This is a genomic window from Mesorhizobium sp. M0077 (assembly GCF_040322955.1).
Taxonomy (GTDB): domain Bacteria; phylum Pseudomonadota; class Alphaproteobacteria; order Rhizobiales; family Rhizobiaceae; genus Mesorhizobium.
Window position 1 is genome coordinate 29,796 of record NZ_JAMYUL010000002.1, and the last position, 16,704, is coordinate 46,499.

Annotated in this window: 15 protein-coding genes; 2 read left to right on the forward strand and 13 right to left on the reverse strand. The window is 62.5% G+C overall.

Translation table 11 applies throughout. The annotated features are described in order from the left end of the window. Positions 1–450 precede the first annotated feature (450 nt). Positions 451–1,875 carry a glutamate--tRNA ligase gene (gene gltX, locus NKJ57_RS04295; protein ID WP_352513707.1) on the forward strand — a complete coding sequence of 475 codons (1,425 nt, stop codon included), beginning with the start codon at positions 451–453 and terminating at the stop codon, positions 1,873–1,875. A 181-nt stretch (positions 1,876–2,056) separates the two neighbouring features. Continuing rightward, positions 2,057–3,388, forward strand: a complete 1,332-nt coding sequence (gene gltA / locus NKJ57_RS04300) for a citrate synthase (protein ID WP_023671037.1) — start codon at positions 2,057–2,059, stop codon at positions 3,386–3,388. A 143-nt stretch (positions 3,389–3,531) separates the two neighbouring features. Here gltA and lpxB read toward each other — a convergent pair whose 3' ends face one another. The 13 genes from lpxB to NKJ57_RS04365 form a co-directional block, all read right to left on the reverse strand. Then, positions 3,532–4,710, reverse strand: coding sequence for a lipid-A-disaccharide synthase (gene lpxB / locus NKJ57_RS04305; RefSeq protein WP_352459335.1), 1,179 nt, complete (start codon positions 4,708–4,710; stop codon positions 3,532–3,534). Beyond that, positions 4,700–5,602, reverse strand: a complete 903-nt coding sequence (locus tag NKJ57_RS04310) for an LpxI family protein (RefSeq protein ID WP_023824869.1) — start codon at positions 5,600–5,602, stop codon at positions 4,700–4,702. The genes lpxB and NKJ57_RS04310 overlap by 11 nt, the downstream gene beginning before the upstream one ends. Beyond that, positions 5,589–6,422, reverse strand: coding sequence for an acyl-ACP--UDP-N-acetylglucosamine O-acyltransferase (lpxA, locus tag NKJ57_RS04315; protein ID WP_352459336.1), 834 nt, complete (start codon positions 6,420–6,422; stop codon positions 5,589–5,591). Before lpxA ends, NKJ57_RS04310 begins: the two co-directional genes overlap by 14 nt. A 15-nt stretch (positions 6,423–6,437) precedes the next feature. Continuing rightward, positions 6,438–6,890 carry a 3-hydroxyacyl-ACP dehydratase FabZ gene (gene fabZ / locus NKJ57_RS04320; protein ID WP_352459337.1) on the reverse strand — a complete coding sequence of 151 codons (453 nt, stop codon included), beginning with the start codon at positions 6,888–6,890 and terminating at the stop codon, positions 6,438–6,440. 1 nt (position 6,891) lies between these two features. Beyond that, positions 6,892–7,950: a UDP-3-O-(3-hydroxymyristoyl)glucosamine N-acyltransferase gene (lpxD, locus tag NKJ57_RS04325; protein ID WP_023684695.1), complete on the reverse strand. Its 1,059-nt coding sequence runs from the start codon at positions 7,948–7,950 to the stop codon at positions 6,892–6,894. A 77-nt stretch (positions 7,951–8,027) separates the two neighbouring features. Further along, positions 8,028–10,394: an outer membrane protein assembly factor BamA gene (bamA, locus tag NKJ57_RS04330; protein WP_023693445.1), complete on the reverse strand. Its 2,367-nt coding sequence runs from the start codon at positions 10,392–10,394 to the stop codon at positions 8,028–8,030. Positions 10,395–10,611: 217 nt separating this feature from the next. Next, positions 10,612–11,754, reverse strand: a complete 1,143-nt coding sequence (rseP, locus tag NKJ57_RS04335) for an RIP metalloprotease RseP (protein WP_352513708.1) — start codon at positions 11,752–11,754, stop codon at positions 10,612–10,614. Between the two features lie 103 nt (positions 11,755–11,857). After that, positions 11,858–12,673, reverse strand: a complete 816-nt coding sequence (locus tag NKJ57_RS04340; protein WP_352513709.1) for a phosphatidate cytidylyltransferase — start codon at positions 12,671–12,673, stop codon at positions 11,858–11,860. 11 nt (positions 12,674–12,684) lie between these two features. Next, positions 12,685–13,407 carry an isoprenyl transferase gene (locus NKJ57_RS04345; RefSeq protein WP_023748403.1) on the reverse strand — a complete coding sequence of 241 codons (723 nt, stop codon included), beginning with the start codon at positions 13,405–13,407 and terminating at the stop codon, positions 12,685–12,687. A gap of 31 nt (positions 13,408–13,438) precedes the next feature. After that, on the reverse strand, positions 13,439–13,993 hold the full coding sequence (gene frr / locus NKJ57_RS04350; protein WP_023671027.1) for a ribosome recycling factor: 555 nt from the start codon (positions 13,991–13,993) through the stop codon (positions 13,439–13,441). A gap of 101 nt (positions 13,994–14,094) precedes the next feature. Further along, the gene (gene pyrH / locus NKJ57_RS04355; RefSeq protein ID WP_023671026.1) at positions 14,095–14,817 is read right to left on the reverse strand and encodes a UMP kinase; all 723 of its coding nucleotides are present in this window, start codon (positions 14,815–14,817) and stop codon (positions 14,095–14,097) included. Between the two features lie 150 nt (positions 14,818–14,967). Beyond that, positions 14,968–16,077: an aldo/keto reductase gene (locus tag NKJ57_RS04360; protein ID WP_352512574.1), complete on the reverse strand. Its 1,110-nt coding sequence runs from the start codon at positions 16,075–16,077 to the stop codon at positions 14,968–14,970. 35 nt (positions 16,078–16,112) lie between these two features. Further along, positions 16,113–16,640, reverse strand: a complete 528-nt coding sequence (locus NKJ57_RS04365) for a nuclear transport factor 2 family protein (RefSeq protein WP_352512575.1) — start codon at positions 16,638–16,640, stop codon at positions 16,113–16,115. Positions 16,641–16,704 lie beyond the last annotated feature (64 nt).

Here is a 16,704-nt window from a genome sequence, read left to right on the forward strand (position 1 = left end):
TTTCAATCATGCCTCCTTAGTGGCGAGACCGGACTGCACACAGGTTGCGGTGTTCACGATAATGATTGCAGAAAGGTCAATATGCGTGACCAAGCCAACGCTGTCACGGCGGCGTTGTAGTCGGGCAGTGCCGCCTCCGTGAAGAAATGTCCGCTCGTCAGAGGGGGCACCACCGTCGCAGCGATGTTCCAGGCACTGTGACGGACGCTGCAGCCGAATGAAACCCAGACATTGACGCTGCTGCCAAACGAGGTTGCGCGGAGGTGCGAACAGATTTTGTGCTACAAGGCTCCAGCGCCAGTTGACGCAACCGATAATTGCCGACGTGCCCCGGCCACGTCCAGCCATCGGGTCTGCCCCTTGCGCCCCAGACCCCCTATGCTACATGAACGCGCAAAGCGCGAAAGTCCGCGCGATCACGCCCCGCTTTCCAAGGTTCCCGAGAATTCCATGTCCGACACAGTCGTCACCCGTTTTGCCCCCTCGCCCACCGGCTATCTGCATATCGGCGGCGCGCGCACGGCGCTGTTCAACTGGCTGTACGCCAAGCACACCGGCGGCACGATGGTGCTGCGCATCGAGGACACCGACCGCGAACGCTTCAACGAGGCGGCGACACAGGCCATTCTGGATGGGCTGACCTGGCTCGGCCTTTCCTGGGACGGTGAGGCCATATCGCAGTTCGAGCGCGCGCCGCGCCACCGTGAGGTGGCCGAGGAGCTGGTGCGCCTGGGCAAGGCCTATTACAGCTACGAGACGCCTGCCGAACTTGAGGCGATGCGCGAGGCCGCACGCGCCAAGGGCCTGCCGCCGCGCTACAATGGCGCGTGGCGCGATCGTGCCCCCTCGGAGGCGCCTCCCGGCGTCAAGGGCGCCATCCGCATCAAGGCGCCGACCGAGGGCGAAACCGTGGTGCACGACCGTGTGCAGGGCGAGGTGCGCTTCCCCAACAAGGACCTCGACGATTTCATCATCCTGCGCTCGGACGGCAATCCGACCTACATGCATGCCGTCGTCGTCGACGACCATGACATGGGCGTCACCCACATCATCCGTGGCGACGACCATCTGACCAACGCCGCGCGCCAGACGGTGATCTACAACGCCATGGGCTGGGACGTCCCGTCGATGTCGCATATCCCGCTGATCCACGGCGCCGACGGCGCCAAGCTGTCGAAGCGGCACGGCGCACTCGGTGTCGAGGCTTATCGCGCCATGGGCTATCTGCCCGAGGCACTGCTCAACTATCTGGCGCGGCTCGGCTGGAGCCATGGCGACGACGAGATCATGTCGATCAAGGACATGATTTCGTGGTTCGACATCGGCGATGTCAACAAGGGTGCGGCGCGCTTCGACTTCGCCAAGCTCGAGTCAATCAACGGCGCGCATATGCGCAAGATGGCCGATACCGAGCTGTTCGACATTTTCGTCGCCACTCTGCCATACCTGGAAAGCGGATCTGCTATCGCCGCCCGTCTCGACGACGCCAGGAAGGCGCAGCTGCTGGCCGCCTTGCCGGGCCTGAAAGAGCGCGCCAAGACGCTGGTGGAACTGGCCGATGGCGCGGCCTTCCTGTTCGTCGAGCGGCCGCTGCCGATCGACGAGAAGGCGGCAGCACTGCTCAGTGCCGACGCGCGCGCGATCCTGCGCGGCGCACATGCCGCTTTGCAGACTGTTTCGGGCGATTGGTCGGCTGCCGCGGCTGAAGCCGCGGTGCGCGAGTTCGCAACGGCCGGCGGCCACAAGCTCGGCGCCGTGGCCCAACCGCTCCGGGCGGCCCTGACCGGCCGTAGCACCTCGCCCGGCGTGTTCGACGTGCTTGCCGTGCTTGGCCGCGAGGAAAGCCTGGCCCGGATTGCGGATCAAATCGATTAGGAGCGAGCTGGCCCAAAAAGATTGGCATTGAAAGGCGGGTTTCGCAGTGCAACATTAGGCCTTGGCCCAATCAGGCACGCACCTCCCAAAATGCGGTGGCGAGTTCGCGCATTCCGGTGATTTCGACGTGTCGTTTGCAGGAATTGCCTTGCCGGCATGAGGAACATGAAGGAGTTTGAGAATGAGCGAAGCTGCGACAAGACTGGAAACCGGCAGCAAGACGACGCACCCGTCGACTGCCACGCTCGAACTGGCCGGCAAGACGCATGAATTCAAGGTGCGAAGCGGGTCGGTCGGGCCCGACGTCATCGACATCGGTGCGCTCTACAACACCACCGGCGCCTTCACCTACGATCCCGGCTTCACTTCGACGGCGAGCTGCGAGTCGGCGATAACCTTCATCGACGGCGATGCCGGCATCCTGCTTCACCGCGGCTATCCCATCGACCAGCTGGCCGAGCATGGCGACTTCCTCGAAGTCTGCTACCTCCTGCTCTACGGCGAACTGCCGACCAAGGCGCAGAAGGACGATTTCGACTACCGGGTAACGCGCCACACCATGGTGCACGAGCAGATGTCGCGCTTCTTCACCGGCTTTCGCCGCGACGCGCATCCGATGGCTGTGATGTGCGGCGTGGTCGGCGCGCTGTCGGCCTTCTATCACGACTCCACCGACATTTCGGATCCGTATCAGCGCATGGTCGCCTCGATGCGGCTGATCGCCAAGATGCCGACGATTGCGGCCATGGCCTACAAATACCATATCGGCCAGCCCTTCATTTACCCGAAGAACGAGCTGAACTTCGCCGCCAACTTCCTGCATATGTGCTTTGCGGTGCCGTGCGAGGAATACAAGATCAATCCGGTGCTGGCGCGCGCCATGGAGCGCATCTTCATTCTGCATGCCGACCACGAACAGAACGCCTCGACCTCGACCGTGCGGCTTGCAGGCTCGTCGGGCGCCAATCCGTTCGCCTGCATCGCCGCCGGCATCGCCTGCCTGTGGGGCCCGGCGCATGGCGGCGCCAACGAGGCCGCGCTCAACATGCTGGGCGAGATCGGCCATGTCGACCACATCCCGGAATTCATCGCCCGCGCCAAGGACAAGAACGATCCGTTCCGGCTGATGGGCTTCGGCCACCGCGTATACAAGAACTACGATCCTCGCGCGAAGATCATGCAGAAGACGGCGCATGAGGTGCTCGGCGAACTCGGCATCAAGGACGATCCGCTGCTCGACATCGCCATGGAGCTGGAAAAGATCGCGCTGACGGATTCCTACTTCATCGAGAAGAAGCTCTATCCGAACGTCGATTTCTATTCCGGCATCACGCTGAAGGCGCTGGGCTTCCCCACCACCATGTTCACCGTGCTGTTCGCGGTCGCGCGCACCGTCGGCTGGATCGCGCAGTGGAAGGAAATGATCGAGGATCCCCACCAGAAGATCGGCCGTCCGCGCCAGCTCTACACCGGCGCGCCGGAACGCGACTACGTGCCGATTGCGAAAAGGTGAAAGAGAGTGAATGGTGAATGGTAAGTAGTGAATAGCAGGTAGTAAGTAGCAGCTTGATTATAGGCGAGAGCGCGTTAATCCTATTCACTATTCACTATTCACTATTCACTATTCACTATTCACTATTCACTATTCACCATTCACTAAGGCCTATTCGCTCTCCCGATGTGGCGAAGAACGACATCGGCGGCGATGTCGCCGGAGGGCCTGTCGGTGGCCATGCGTCTGGCAACCTCGCCAAAGCCGTCCTTTTGCCAAGCGCGGTAGGCGGTGTCTGAGAACAGTGCCTCGAGCTGCCGCGCCAGATAGTGCGGCCGCACATACTGGTTGTAGCTTTCCGGCACGACCGGCCGGTCGGCAATAAGGTTGGGCAAAGCAGCGCTCCACACCGTGATCAGGCTCTGCGCCATCAGCATGATCGGATCGAACTTGTAGCAAGAGATCATCGGTACACCCGACAACGCCAGTTCCAGTGACACCGTTCCAGACGCAATCAGCGCCGCATCGGCCTTGCCGAAGGCCTGCCATTTGCGCTCGGGATCGAGGATGATTTCCGGCTCCTGGTCCCAGCGCGCCACCGATGTCTTGACCAGTTCGGCGACGTGCGGCACCGTCGGCAGCAACAGCCGCAGCCGGTGGCCGCGCGCGCGCAGCGCCGACACCGTCTCGCCGAACGGACCGATAAGCCGGCTGACCTCGCCGCGCCGCGACCCCGGCAGGACGAGCAGCGTCTTGACGCGATCGGCCGAGAGACCGCGCGGCTGGGCTTGCGCCCTGGCCGCGCCCTGCACGCCTGGATCATGCGTGAGGCGATGTCCGACGTAAGTGCCAGGCGGGCCGCCGAGACGGCTGAGCTCCTTTACCTCGAAAGGCAGGATGCACAGTATGTGGTCGACATAGGGCTTCATCGCTGCCGCCCTACCCGGCCGCCACGCCCAGACGCTCGGGCAGACATAATGGACGATCGGGATCGACGGATCGGCGGCGCGGATCTTTTTGGCGACGCGCAGCGAGAAATCGGGGCTGTCGATGGTGATCAGACAGTCGGGTTTTTCGGCGGCGACAGCACTTGCGGTCTGGCTGATCCGCCGCATCAGGCGCGGCAAGTCACGCAGGATGGCGCTGAGCCCCATCAGCGCGATCTCGGCGCCGTCGAACAGCGGCGCCAGTCCGAGCGCCTGCAGATGCCGCCCGCCAGTGCCGACGAGTTGCACCTCGCGCCCGGTCATGCGCTTCAGCGCCTGCACGATGTCGGCGCCCAGCAGGTCGCCGGATTCTTCGCCGGCGACGATGGCAATCTTCAGCGGCTTCTCAGCTGCCATGGACAGACTCCGCAGCCGGCAGGCCGAACACGAACAGGCCGAGCGCATTGGCGCGCGCGAGAACGGCGGGGCCTTCGAGGATGAGCGAACGGCCGGCTTCGACGGCAATGCCGGCGAGCCCCGCGGCATGCGCCGCCTCGACGGTCTGGGGGCCAATAGATGGCAGATCGGCACGCAATTCCTGGCCAGGCTTGGCGCATTTGACCAGGACACCGCGCGTCTTGCCGGCCAGCCTGCCATGGCCGCGCAACTGCTGCGTCCGCTCGAGCAGTCCGTGGGTGCCCTCGACGCCTTCCAGGGCAACAGTGCGGCCACCGATGGCAATTGCCGCCTGACCAATGTCGAGCGCGCCGATGGCCTTTGCCGCCGCGTGTGCCGCCTCGATATCGCGCCAGTCGGACTTTCGCGGCACTGCTTTGGTCAGCGGCCCTTCGGCCGCGACGAGCCGGGGCACGACTTCATGCGCACCGACAACCTTGACGCCCCGTGCCTCCAGGCCGCGGGTCAATATCTTCAACAGCCCGTCATCGCCGCGGGCAAGCGCCATGGCGAGCGAGGGTATAAGTGCCAGTAGCCCAAGGTTCGGACGCATGTCGACCAACCGCGGCCTGCGCCTGATCTCGCCGGCAAGCACAAGATGGGTGATCCGCCGGCGCCTCAGCAACGCAACCAGCGAGCCGATGTCTTCCAGCGCAAGGCTTTCATGCTCATAGATTGTGAGGTCGGACTGACGGTCGGCCTGACCTTCGACCAGGATGATGACGGGCGGATGTCCGGCCTCCGCCAGGCCGGCGGCAACTTCGACCGGCAAGCTACCGCCGCCGGCAATGATGCCGACCCTGGCGTCCGGCGCAAGATCGAGGCCCGTTGAAGTGGCCTCAGCCTTCGTCATCGGCATCGTCGCCGTCGCCACCCTTAAGCGACGGGACGGCAAAATGCCGCTTGCCGCGACTGGTGATGAAATCGATGATTTTCATGGCCGTCGGCGACGACTCAAACTCGGCCTTGGCGAATTCGATGTTCTCGCCGACAGTGCGGGAGCGGTCGAAGATGGTCTTGTAAGCCTTGCGCAGCAGGTAGATTTCGGCGCGCGGCAACCCGGCGCGCTTCAGGCCGATGATGTTGAGTCCACGCAGGCTGGCGCGATTGCCCACCGCAATGGCGTAGGGAATGACATCGCCGACAAAAGCCGAGCAGCCGCCGAGAAAGGCGTTGTCACCAACACGCACGAACTGATGAACGGCGCTGAGGCCGCCAATATAGACGCTGTCACCGACCTCGCAATGGCCGCCCAGGGTCGCGCCATTGGCGAAGGTGGCGTTTTTACCGACGACGCAATCATGGGCAATGTGAGCATAGGCAAGGAAATTGCCGTTGTCGCCGACGGTCGTCTCGCCGCGGCTGGAATCGGTGCCGAGATGCATGGTCACGCCTTCGCGGATCGTGCAGTTCTGGCCGATGACCAAAGTGGTGCGGCCGCCCTTGTGCTTGGTGTTCTGCGGCGGTCCGCCCAGTGTCGCCATTGGATAGACCTTGGTCGCGGCGCCAATGGTTGTCGCGCCCAGCACCGAGACATGGCTGACCAGTTCGACGCGGTCACCGATCACGGCGTCAGCGCCGACATAGCAGAAAGGTCCTATTGCGGCGCCTTCGCCGATCTGAGCGCCGGCCTCGATGACGGCCGAGGGGTGGATTGAAGTCTGTATTTTCATGAGCATTTCGAACCGTCAGCCGGTAACCATCATTGCCGCGATCTCGGCTTCGGCGGCCTTTGTGCCCTCCACCATGGCCTCGCAGGCGAATTTGAGCAGGTTGCCGCGCATCTTGATTTTCTTGACGTGGATTTTCAACTGGTCGCCCGGGACGACCGGTTTGCGGAATTTCGCATTATCGATGGTCAGGAAATAGACCAGCGACGGCTTTTCCGTGTTGAGGTTACGGATGCAGATCGCGCCGGCGGTCTGCGCCATGGCCTCGACGATGAGCACGCCCGGCATCACCGGCTGATCCGGGAAATGGCCCTGGAAATGCGGCTCATTGATGGTCACGTTCTTGATGCCGATGGCAGAATCATTGCCGTCGATTTCGATGATGCGATCGATCATCAGGAAGGGATAGCGATGCGGCAAAAGCTTCATCAAACCCAATATATCGACCGCTTCGAGCGTCGCCGGCACCATCTCAGCTACTTCCCCCTTCGCCCTGCTTGCGCGTCCTGGCGAGCTTCCTCAGCATGGCGATCTCGCGCATGGCTTCCGCCATCGGCTGCGCCGGATAGCCTCCCCAGATCTCGCCCGCCGGCACGTTGCTCATGAACCCGCTTCTTGCAGCAAGCTTGGCCCCTGATCCGATGGTCAAATGATCGGCAAGGCCAACGCCGCCGCCCATGGTGACACCGTCGCCGACAGTGACGGAGCCGGAAATACCAGAGAGCCCGGCAATAATGCAATTGCGGCCGATGCGAACGTTATGGGCGATCTGCACCAGATTGTCGATCTTGGTGCCCTGACCGATGACCGTATCCGACATGGCGCCGCGATCGACGGTCGTGTTCGAGCCGATTTCGACATCGTCCTGGATGATGACGCGGCCGACCTGCGGCACACGCTCAGGGCCTTTGGCGCCGCCGACAAAGCCGAAGCCGTCCTGGCCTATCCTGGCGCCGCCATGAATGATGACGCGGTTGCCGATCAGCGCATACTGAACACTGACACCCGGCCCAATGTAGCCGTCACGGCCGATCTGGCAGGAGGGGCCGATAACGGCGTGGGGGGCAATGACCGTTCCGCTGCCGATGGAAGCGCGGGGGCCGATGACCGCTCCGGCCTCGATGATCGCCCCGGCCTCGATATGCGCCGAGGCATCGACATGAGCTTGCGGCGAGACCCCGGTTTCGCTGGTCATCGGTCCCGGCGTAGCCGCCGTCGGGAACAGCAGCCGGCCGATCATGGCGAAGGCCTGCTGCGGGCGCGGATGAACCAGAACCGCGATGCCGGCCGGCGCCTTGCCCGCGAACTCGGCGGGACAAAACACGGCCGCCGCCTTCAGCGACTGCATCAGCGCGAAATTGCGCTTGCCGTCGACGAAGACGAGCGCACCCTCGCCGCCTTCATTGGCTGGCGCCAACGCATCGATCGATATGTGGGCAAAATCGGAATCGACAAGCGATGCGCCGGTCAGATTCGCGACTTCGCCAGCCGTATACCGGCGTGATGGCGCGAAGAACACCGGATCGGTCATTCCAGAAGCAATATCCAGCTAGGTCGGATCAATTCTCTTCCGGACCCCAACGGCCCGGAAGCATCGTTACCGCAAGATCAGAAGCGGCTCGACATGCCGAAGTTGAATTCCTGCACGTCGTCGGTCTTTTCCTTCTTGACGGGCATCGCGTAGTCGATGCGGATCGGGCCGAAGGGCGATGACCACAACAAGCCGACACCAACCGACGCGCGCAACTTCATATCAACCGAGGCCTGAGTGACGCCAGGAGTATCAATCTTGCTGCCGTACAGTGTGGCGGCATCAGCAAACACAGCGCCACGCACGCCAAAGCTTTCCGGAATGACCGGTATCGGGAACTGAGCTTCCGCCGAAGCATTGAAATAGGTGGTGCCGCCGAGGTGGTCACCTGTTGCAATATCCACAGGGCCAATGCCACCATACTCGAAGCCGCGGATCATGCGGTCGCTGCTCTTGAACTGATCGAAGATACGCAGTCCATTATCGCCATAGCCCGCGATATGGCCAGCACCGCCGGAGATCAGGCCGACCAGATCCAACTGTTCTGATAGAGTCTGGTAGACGGTGCCGCGACCGGTAACCTTGACGAATTTGGCATCGCCACCAAGGCCGGCCACTTCCACAGTCGTGGTGGCGTAGATGCCTTCATGCGGGCTCTTCATGTCGTCTATGGTGTTGTAGACCAAGCCGAGACTGACGGACGATTTGATCCAAGGGCTTTCATCAATACCCTCTCGAATTGCGGCAGAAACGTCGCATTTCGAGGGATCATAGGTGCCGCTGGTCAAGCAGTCATCATCATATTTATACTTTTCCTGCGCGATATTGTACGCTAGCTGCGTCGAGATATTATCGGTGATCGGCAGGCCGAAGCGAACCGTCGCACCCAGCGTCTCGCTGTCGTAGTCCGAATAATTTCGCGTCTGCTGGAAGATATCGAAACCGGCGGCGATACGGCGCCCGAGGAAATAGGGCTCGGTGAAGGACAGGCTGTAGTCGCGCGAATTCTTGCCGCCGCCGGCCGAGACCTTGATGTACTGGCCGCGACCGAGGAAGTTGCGCTCCGCAACCGATCCCTCGACGGACGGACCTGCAGTCTCGCCACCGGTCGAATAACCGGCGCCGATCGAGAACTCACCAGTCGACTTCTCGACCACGTCGACCACAAGCACGACCTGGTCAGGCTCGGAACCCGGAACAGTCGAAATGTCGACTTTCTCAAAATAATCCAGCGCTTCCAGCCGCTTCTTCGCGCGCTGAATGAGAACCTGGTTGAAGGCGTCGCCTTCGCTGACATCGAATTCGCGCCGAATGACATAGTCGCGCGTGCGGTCGTTGCCGCGGATTTCGATGCGCTCGACATAGGCCTTGGTGCCCTGGTCGATCGTGTAGACGACCGAAATGGTGTGATTCTCGAAGTTACGGTCGCCGCGCGGCGTCACCTGGGCGAAGGCATAACCAGAACCCGCCACCTTCTCGGTCAGCGCGATGATGGTGTCCTCGACATCCTTGGCGTTGTAGACGTCGCCCTTGTGGGTCTGAACCACCGATTCCAGCGCCTTCGAGTCGACTTCGGGAATGGTGCTCTCGACGCTGACGTCGCCGAACGTATAGCGGTCCCCTTCCTGGACGGTGATGGTAACGGTGTATTGGTTGGTCGTGTCGTCGAGCTCGCCGACAGCAGAGACCACCTGGAAGTCAGCATAGCCGTGATTGTAATAGAAGCGGCGAAGCGATTCCTGGTCGGCGCGAAGCTTGTCCTCGTCATAGACGTCGTCACGCAGCACGAAGGACAGGAAGCTTGAGCGCTTGGTGGCGATGACGTCGGACAGGCGGCGACTCGAATAGGCGCTGTTGCCGACGAAATTGACTGCGGCGATCTTGGTGCGGCCGCCTTCGTTGATGTTGAAGACCACGTTCACGCGGTTGTCGCCGAGGTCCATGATCTGCGTCGTCACGGCGGCATCGTCGCGGCCAATTCGCTTGTAGGCAGCTTTCACCGCCTCGACATCGGAGTCCAGCGTTGCCTGCGAGAACGTTCCGCGCGGCTTCAACTGCACGGCGATTGCCAGCGCATTGTCCTTGAGCTTCTTGTTGCCCTGGAACAGAACCTGGTTCACGACCTGATATTCGGCAACCTTGACCACCAGCGTCGAACCGACCTGATTGATCTGAACGTCCGAGAACAGCCCGGTACCAAACAGTGCCTTGACCGCATCGTCGATATCGGCGCTGGAAAACGCCTTGCCCGGCTTGATCGTGATGTAGTTGCGGATGGTGTCGGCGTCTACGCGCTGGTTGCCGTTGACCTCGACTCTCGAGACAACGGCTGCTTGCGCCGCAGATGTGGCAACGAACTGCACGGCGAGCGCACCTGGTACAACCAGAGCGGCGGACATAGCCACCGCGGACGCGGCGCTCAAAAATTTGGATGCTGCCTTCATCGGGCTTTTGTACCTTTTCTCGAAGTCCCCACGGCGAGAAAACCGGACGTGCGGTAATTTCTCCTACCGTATTAACCGGATTTTCCCTACACGCAAGGCTTCAGGTTAATTTGTAATTACTTAACCCTGATGCGTGGCTTTCGCGTCACGCATACCCCCGTGCATGGTAAACGGCGTCTCAACATTGCCGGTGCTGAAGCCAAATTTCTTCATGATTTCAGCACCCAAACAGATCGTTCCAGAAGACGAAGCCCATAAATCCCAGCACCAGAAAGAGGCCGGCCCGGTATCCCATTTCCATCATCCGCTCCGATACCGGACGCCGGAAAACGGCTTCGAGTGCGTAGAACAGGAGGTGGCCGCCGTCGAGGGGGGGAATCGGCAAAAGGTTCAGAATTCCGATCCCGACCGACAGTCCGGCGACGAGTTGCACCAGCCACAGGAAGCCAAGCTTTGCCGCCTGCCCCGACATCTTGGCGATCTTGATCGGGCCGCCCAGCTGGCATTTGTCTTCGCGGCCGACAACGAATCGCTGCAGGAACTGGCCGGTGCGCTGAATGACGTGCCCCGTCTCCTCGACCGCGGCGCCGACTGCTCCGACAGGGCTGTAGGTGATCAGCCTGGGCTGGCCGACATCCTTGTTGTTGACGACGCCGATGACGGCCACCTTGACCTTGTTGCCCAGTGCGTCCAGCTGCTCCATCGGCTCCGGCGTCGCGACGACCGTGACCTCCTTGCCGTCGCGCAACATGGTGAAGGTGATGGCGTCGCCGCCGCGGCCCGAAACTAGGCGCTGGACGTCGGCGAAGGTCTCAACCTTGCTGCCGTCGACGGCGACGAATCGGTCGCCTGGCAAAATGCCGGCCCTTGCGGCTGGACTGCCGGCGGTGACCGCCGCCACCATCGGCTCAAACACAGGGCGGCCATAGAGGGAAAACAGCACGGCAAAGACGGCAATGGTCAAAAGGAAGTTGAACAACGGTCCGGCCACCACCGTGGCGGCGCGTTTCCAGATGGGTTGCGTGTGGAAGGCGACCTTGCGTTCAGCGTCAGTCAGCGTTTCCAGATCTTCCGAACTCGGCTGGCTCGACGTGGCGCTCATGTCGCCGACGAATTTGACATAACCGCCGAGCGGTATGGCGCAGAGCTTCCAGCGCGTGCCGTGGCTGTCGTTGAAGCCGAGAAGTTCGGGGCCGAAGCCGATCGAAAAGGCCTTCACGCCAATGCCGCACCAGCGGCCGACCAGGTAATGGCCCATTTCGTGAATGAAGACGACCACGGTCAGCACGAACAGAAACGGCACCAGCGTGCCGAGGACAAAGCCTTCCGTGCTGAACAACGCGTGAAGAATTTCGTTCAAGTCATGCCCTCAAATTCACCCGCGGCAAAAGGTGTCGCCGCGACTGTGACATCAATCCAGGCGAATCCGTGGCGTGCGCCATTTCTTCGCCGTGAAATATCACTCAAGCCGGAAACAGCCCCTGCGCCGGATGATCGGCGCCCGCCGAAATCCAGCCGATCACGTATAGGGCAAAAGCCGCCGCGACAAGCCCGTCCACCCTGTCCATGACACCGCCATGCCCGGGTATCAACGCGCTTGAATCCTTGCGGCCGTGGCGGCGCTTGACCCAGGATTCGAAGAGATCGCCAGCCTGGGCAACAATCGACAGCACCAGCGCAACCAAGGCGAGGACGCCAAGATTGCCGGCCCCGGCGGCGGCAGCCAGAAGCACGCCGGCGGCCACGCCGCCGACAGCGCCGCCAAGCGCGCCGCTCTGCGTCTTGCCGGGGGATATAGATGGCGCGAGCTTGGGCCCACCGACGGAGCGGCCGACGAAATAGGCGAAGATGTCGGTCGCCCAGACCACGGCGAACAGAAACAGGATTGCGACCAGGCCGGGATGGTCGCCGCCGCGCAGCAGCGCCAGCGATAAGCCGGACAAAGCCGCGTAGGCAAGACCGGCTGCATCCCATTGCGCCGCTCCATGCATACGGGCGCCGACAGCAGCGACCACAACCATGGCCAGGACAAGAGACAGAAGCCACGATGCCGGCACGCCTGCAACCAGGGCGACGACGAAAACCAGAAGCAGCGCTTCGGGAATGAAGCCGAGGGTCGCACCGGCCAAGGGGCGCGACATGCGCGCCCATTCATAGAAGATGACCGCCGATATCCCGGCGCAAAGCAGGCGGAACCACAGCGCTCCCAACCAGGTCAGGCCAAGCGCTATTGCGGCCAGCACCAGCGCCGAGACGATGCGAAGCTGAAGATTGTTCATCCCGCCGCCGATCACGAGGCAGCGACATCTTGAGCGGCAAGCCCGCCAAAACGGCGCTCGCGGCCAGCAAAATCGCGCAATGCGTCGGCCAGGTGTTCGCGGCTGAAGTCAGGCCAGTAGCAAGGCAGAAAAACCAGTTCGCTGTAGGCTGCCTGCCACAGAAGGAAGTTCGACAGCCGAAGCTCGCCACTGGTGCGGATGACCAGCTCCGGATCGGGAATGCCTGCGGTGTCGAGGGCGCCGGCAAAAGTGTCTGCCGTGATCGCCTCTGCGTCGATCTCGCCGCGCGCCACTGCGGCTGCGAGCTTGCGTGCCGTGCGCACGATCTCGTCGCGCCCGCCATAGTTGAAGGCGATGACCAAGGTCAGCGATTCATTGCGCGCAGTCAGCGATTCGGCCTCTTCGAGCAGGCCCCTGATGTCCGGCTGCAGCCCCGCCCTGTCACCGATGATCCTGACGCGCACGCCGTTCTGGTGCAGTTCGGCCAGATCGCGGCGGATGAACAGCTTCAAAAGCCCCATCAGGTCGCTCACTTCGGCCTTGGGCCGCGACCAGTTTTCCGATGAAAAGGCGTAGACGGTCAGGAAGGAAATGCCGAGACCGGGCGCGGCGCGCACCGTCTTGCGCAGCGCTTCGACGCCGGCGCGATGGCCGGCAAGCCGCGGCATGCCGCGCGCCTTGGCCCAGCGTCCGTTTCCATCCATGATGATCGCGACATGCGCCGGCGTTGCCATTGTCTCGCTTTCGGGCCGGTGTGGGCCGACCCTAAACCTGCATGATTTCAGCTTCCTTATCGGAAAGCAGGTGATCGATGGTGCTGATCGTCTCGTCGGTCAGCTTCTGGACCTGATCGGAGCGCTTCCGCTGATCGTCCTCGCTGATGTCGCCGTCCTTTTCCGCCTTCTTCAAGAAGTCCATGCCGTCGCGACGGACATGGCGCACCGCAACGCGGGCGTTCTCGGCGTAGCCATGCGAGATCTTGACCAGTTCCTTGCGGCGCTGCTCGTTGAGCTCGGGCAGCGGAATCCTGAGGTTGGTGCCGTCGACGATCGGATTGAAGCCCAGATTGGATTCTCTGATGGCACGATCGACCGCGCCGACCATCGACTTGTCCCAGACCGAAACCGAAATCATGCGCGGCTCCGGCACCGACACGTTCGCCACCTGGTTGATGGGCATGGTGGTGCCGTAGGCCTGGACCTGGATGGCGTCGAGCAGATTGCTGGAGGCACGGCCGGTGCGCAGCGAAGCCAGATCGTGCTTGAAGGCGGCGATCGCGCCATCCATGCGCCGCTTGAGGTCGTCGAACTCACCACTCATCTTAGTCTCCTCGACCCGTTTGATCCGGGTTCAGTGCTTAGGGCCTATATTCGGACCCGCTTTCGAAAACTGATCCCCTTTTTAGGAGAGTATACTCCGGGTCACTCGTCGGCGACGATCGTGCAACGGCCACCGCCCCGCAGAATATCGCCGAAACCACCTTTTTCGTGGATCGAATAGACGATTATCGGGATGTTGTTTTCGCGCGCAAGTGCAATTGCGGCGGTATCCATGATCGAAAGGCCCTTGTTGATGACTTCGGCATGGCTGATGCGCTCGAAGCGGGTCGCATTCGGATCCTTCTTGGGATCGGCCGAATAGACGCCGTCGACCTGGGTGCCCTTGAACAACGCGTCGGCGCCGATCTCGGCGGCGCGCAAGGCCGCGGCCGAATCGGTGGTGAAGAACGGATTGCCGGTGCCGCCGGCGAAAATGACGACCTTGCCCTGGTTCATATAGGCGGTGGCCTGGCGCTGGGAAAAACTCTCGCAAAGTTCGGGCATGGCGATGGCCGACAGCACGACGGCATCGACGCCGATCTTGTTCAGCGAGGTGCGCAGCGCCAGCGAGTTGATGACGGTGGCCAGCATGCCCATGTGGTCGCCGGTGACGCGGTCGCCGCCCTTGGATGCCACCGCCACGCCGCGAAAGATATTGCCGCCGCCAATGACGACGCCGACCTCGATGCCAAGTGCGCGGGCTTCGGCGATGTCGGCCGCGATTCGGTCGACCACCGAGACATCGATGCCGAAATGCTGCTCGCCCATCAACGCTTCGCCCGACGCTTTCAGCAGGACACGTCGATAGAGGGGCTTTGCCGTCATCTGGACCTCGTCATTGTTGCGTGTGGCAGCCTGGGCAGCCCGCCCTGGCGGGGGCGCCGCCGGTGGCGCGATGCCGAGTCCCGATACACGACGGGCCCCGCTATGACACGCGGCGCCCCTCGCCCAATTCCGCCTTCCCGTCGCGGCCCGTCAGTTGCTGGTGATGCTGACGGCGTCGCCCTCGACCAGCAGCGGCGGCGCATAACCCAACGGCTTGTCGCCGGTCACGGCGCCGCCGGTAACCCGGGCTTGTATGTCGGAACCGAAATAGGCGTACGGGAATGGCGGCGGTGTCTTGCTGACCGTATTCAGCCGCGCGCGAAGCTCGGCGGGTAAAGTGAAATCCAACGCCGCCAGATTGTCCTGCAACTGCGCCAGCTTGGTGGCGCCAAGAATCACGGTGGCGATGCCCGGTTGCGTTGCCACCCAGTTGAGCGCGACCTGCGCCATGCTGCGTCCGAGTTCGGCGGCAACTTTTTCGAGCTCCGCCACGATCGCCCAGTTGCGCTCGGTGAACTTCTGGAACCCCGGATGAGTGGTGTTGCGAAAGCCGTCGAGCCGGCCGGCATGGCCTTCCTGCGTCGGCCGGTACTTGCCGCTGAGCAGCCCGCTTGCCAGCGGGCTCCACACCATGATTCCTGCGCCATGGCGGGTGCCGAAGGGCACGAACTCATTTTCGATCGAACGCTCCACCAGCGAATATTCAAGCTGCAGGGCCGACACCGGCTCGTAGCCGCGCCACTCGGCGATCGTCTGCGCGCGGGCAGCATACCAGGCCGGCACATCGGACAGGCCGACATGGCGAATTTTGCCCGCACGCACGAGATCATCCATCGTGCGCATGACCTCCTCGGCCGGCGTCAGCCCGTCCCAGACATGGAGGAGGTAGAGGTCGATATAGTCAGTGCCCAACCGCTTCAGCGAGGCGTCCACGGCGCGCAAGATGTTCTTGCGGCCATTGCCGCCGGCGTTCGGATTGCCGGGCTCCGCGTTGAAGGTGAATTTCGTGGCGATCACCGCTTTGTCGCGCAAGCCTCGCTCGGCGATGAATTCGCCGAGCCAGGTTTCGGCTGTGCCGCCGGTGTAGAGGTCGGCGGTGTCGAAGAAATTGCCGCCGGCCTCGACATAGGCGTCGGCCATGGCGCGCACGGTTTCCCTGTCCGCGCCCCAGCCCCATTCGGTGCCAAAGGTCATGGTGCCCAGTGCCAGCCGGCTGACGCGCAGGCCGCTGTTGCCCAGTGTGTAATAGCTCATGGTCATGGTGTTTTCCTATCCCGACTTTTATTGACGCCGGCTCATTGGCCAGGCGTCGTCTTGACCCAGGGATTGCCGCGCTGATGCGTGGCGCGGAAAATGAAGCCGTCGACTTTCCAGCCGGTCCCGGAGCGAACCAGATGGTGCTCGTAAGTGCCCCAGACTTCCCACAGCGGGTCGCCATTGCCTTCCATCCGGTTCCAGGCATAGCCGTTCGAAGAGACGGTCGCCGCGTCCGCCTCAAAGATCACCTGGTGATTGGTGCGCAGATGCAGGCTGGTCTTGCTGCCCCTCAGGTTGCCGGCCCAGGTACCGATCAGATCGTCGGAGGGGATGGTGGCGGCAGGCTGTCCTGACAGGCTGCTGAAGTCGACGGTGACACGGTCGGCGAAATAGGAGCGGGCAAGCTTCCAGTCCTGCGCATCGACGGCACGGTCGATGGCATCGGCGATGCGGATGACGGCGCGTTCGTCGGCGAGCGCGCGCTGACCGGACGGCTCGGCGCCGCCGGCATCGACCGGCGCCAGAGCAAGGCCTGCGGCGAAGGTAGCGTATTTCAAGGCATTCATGTCTTTTATCCTTTGTGCATCGGTGACGGCAATGTGGGCCAGCCAGTCGGCATCGAGAAGATTG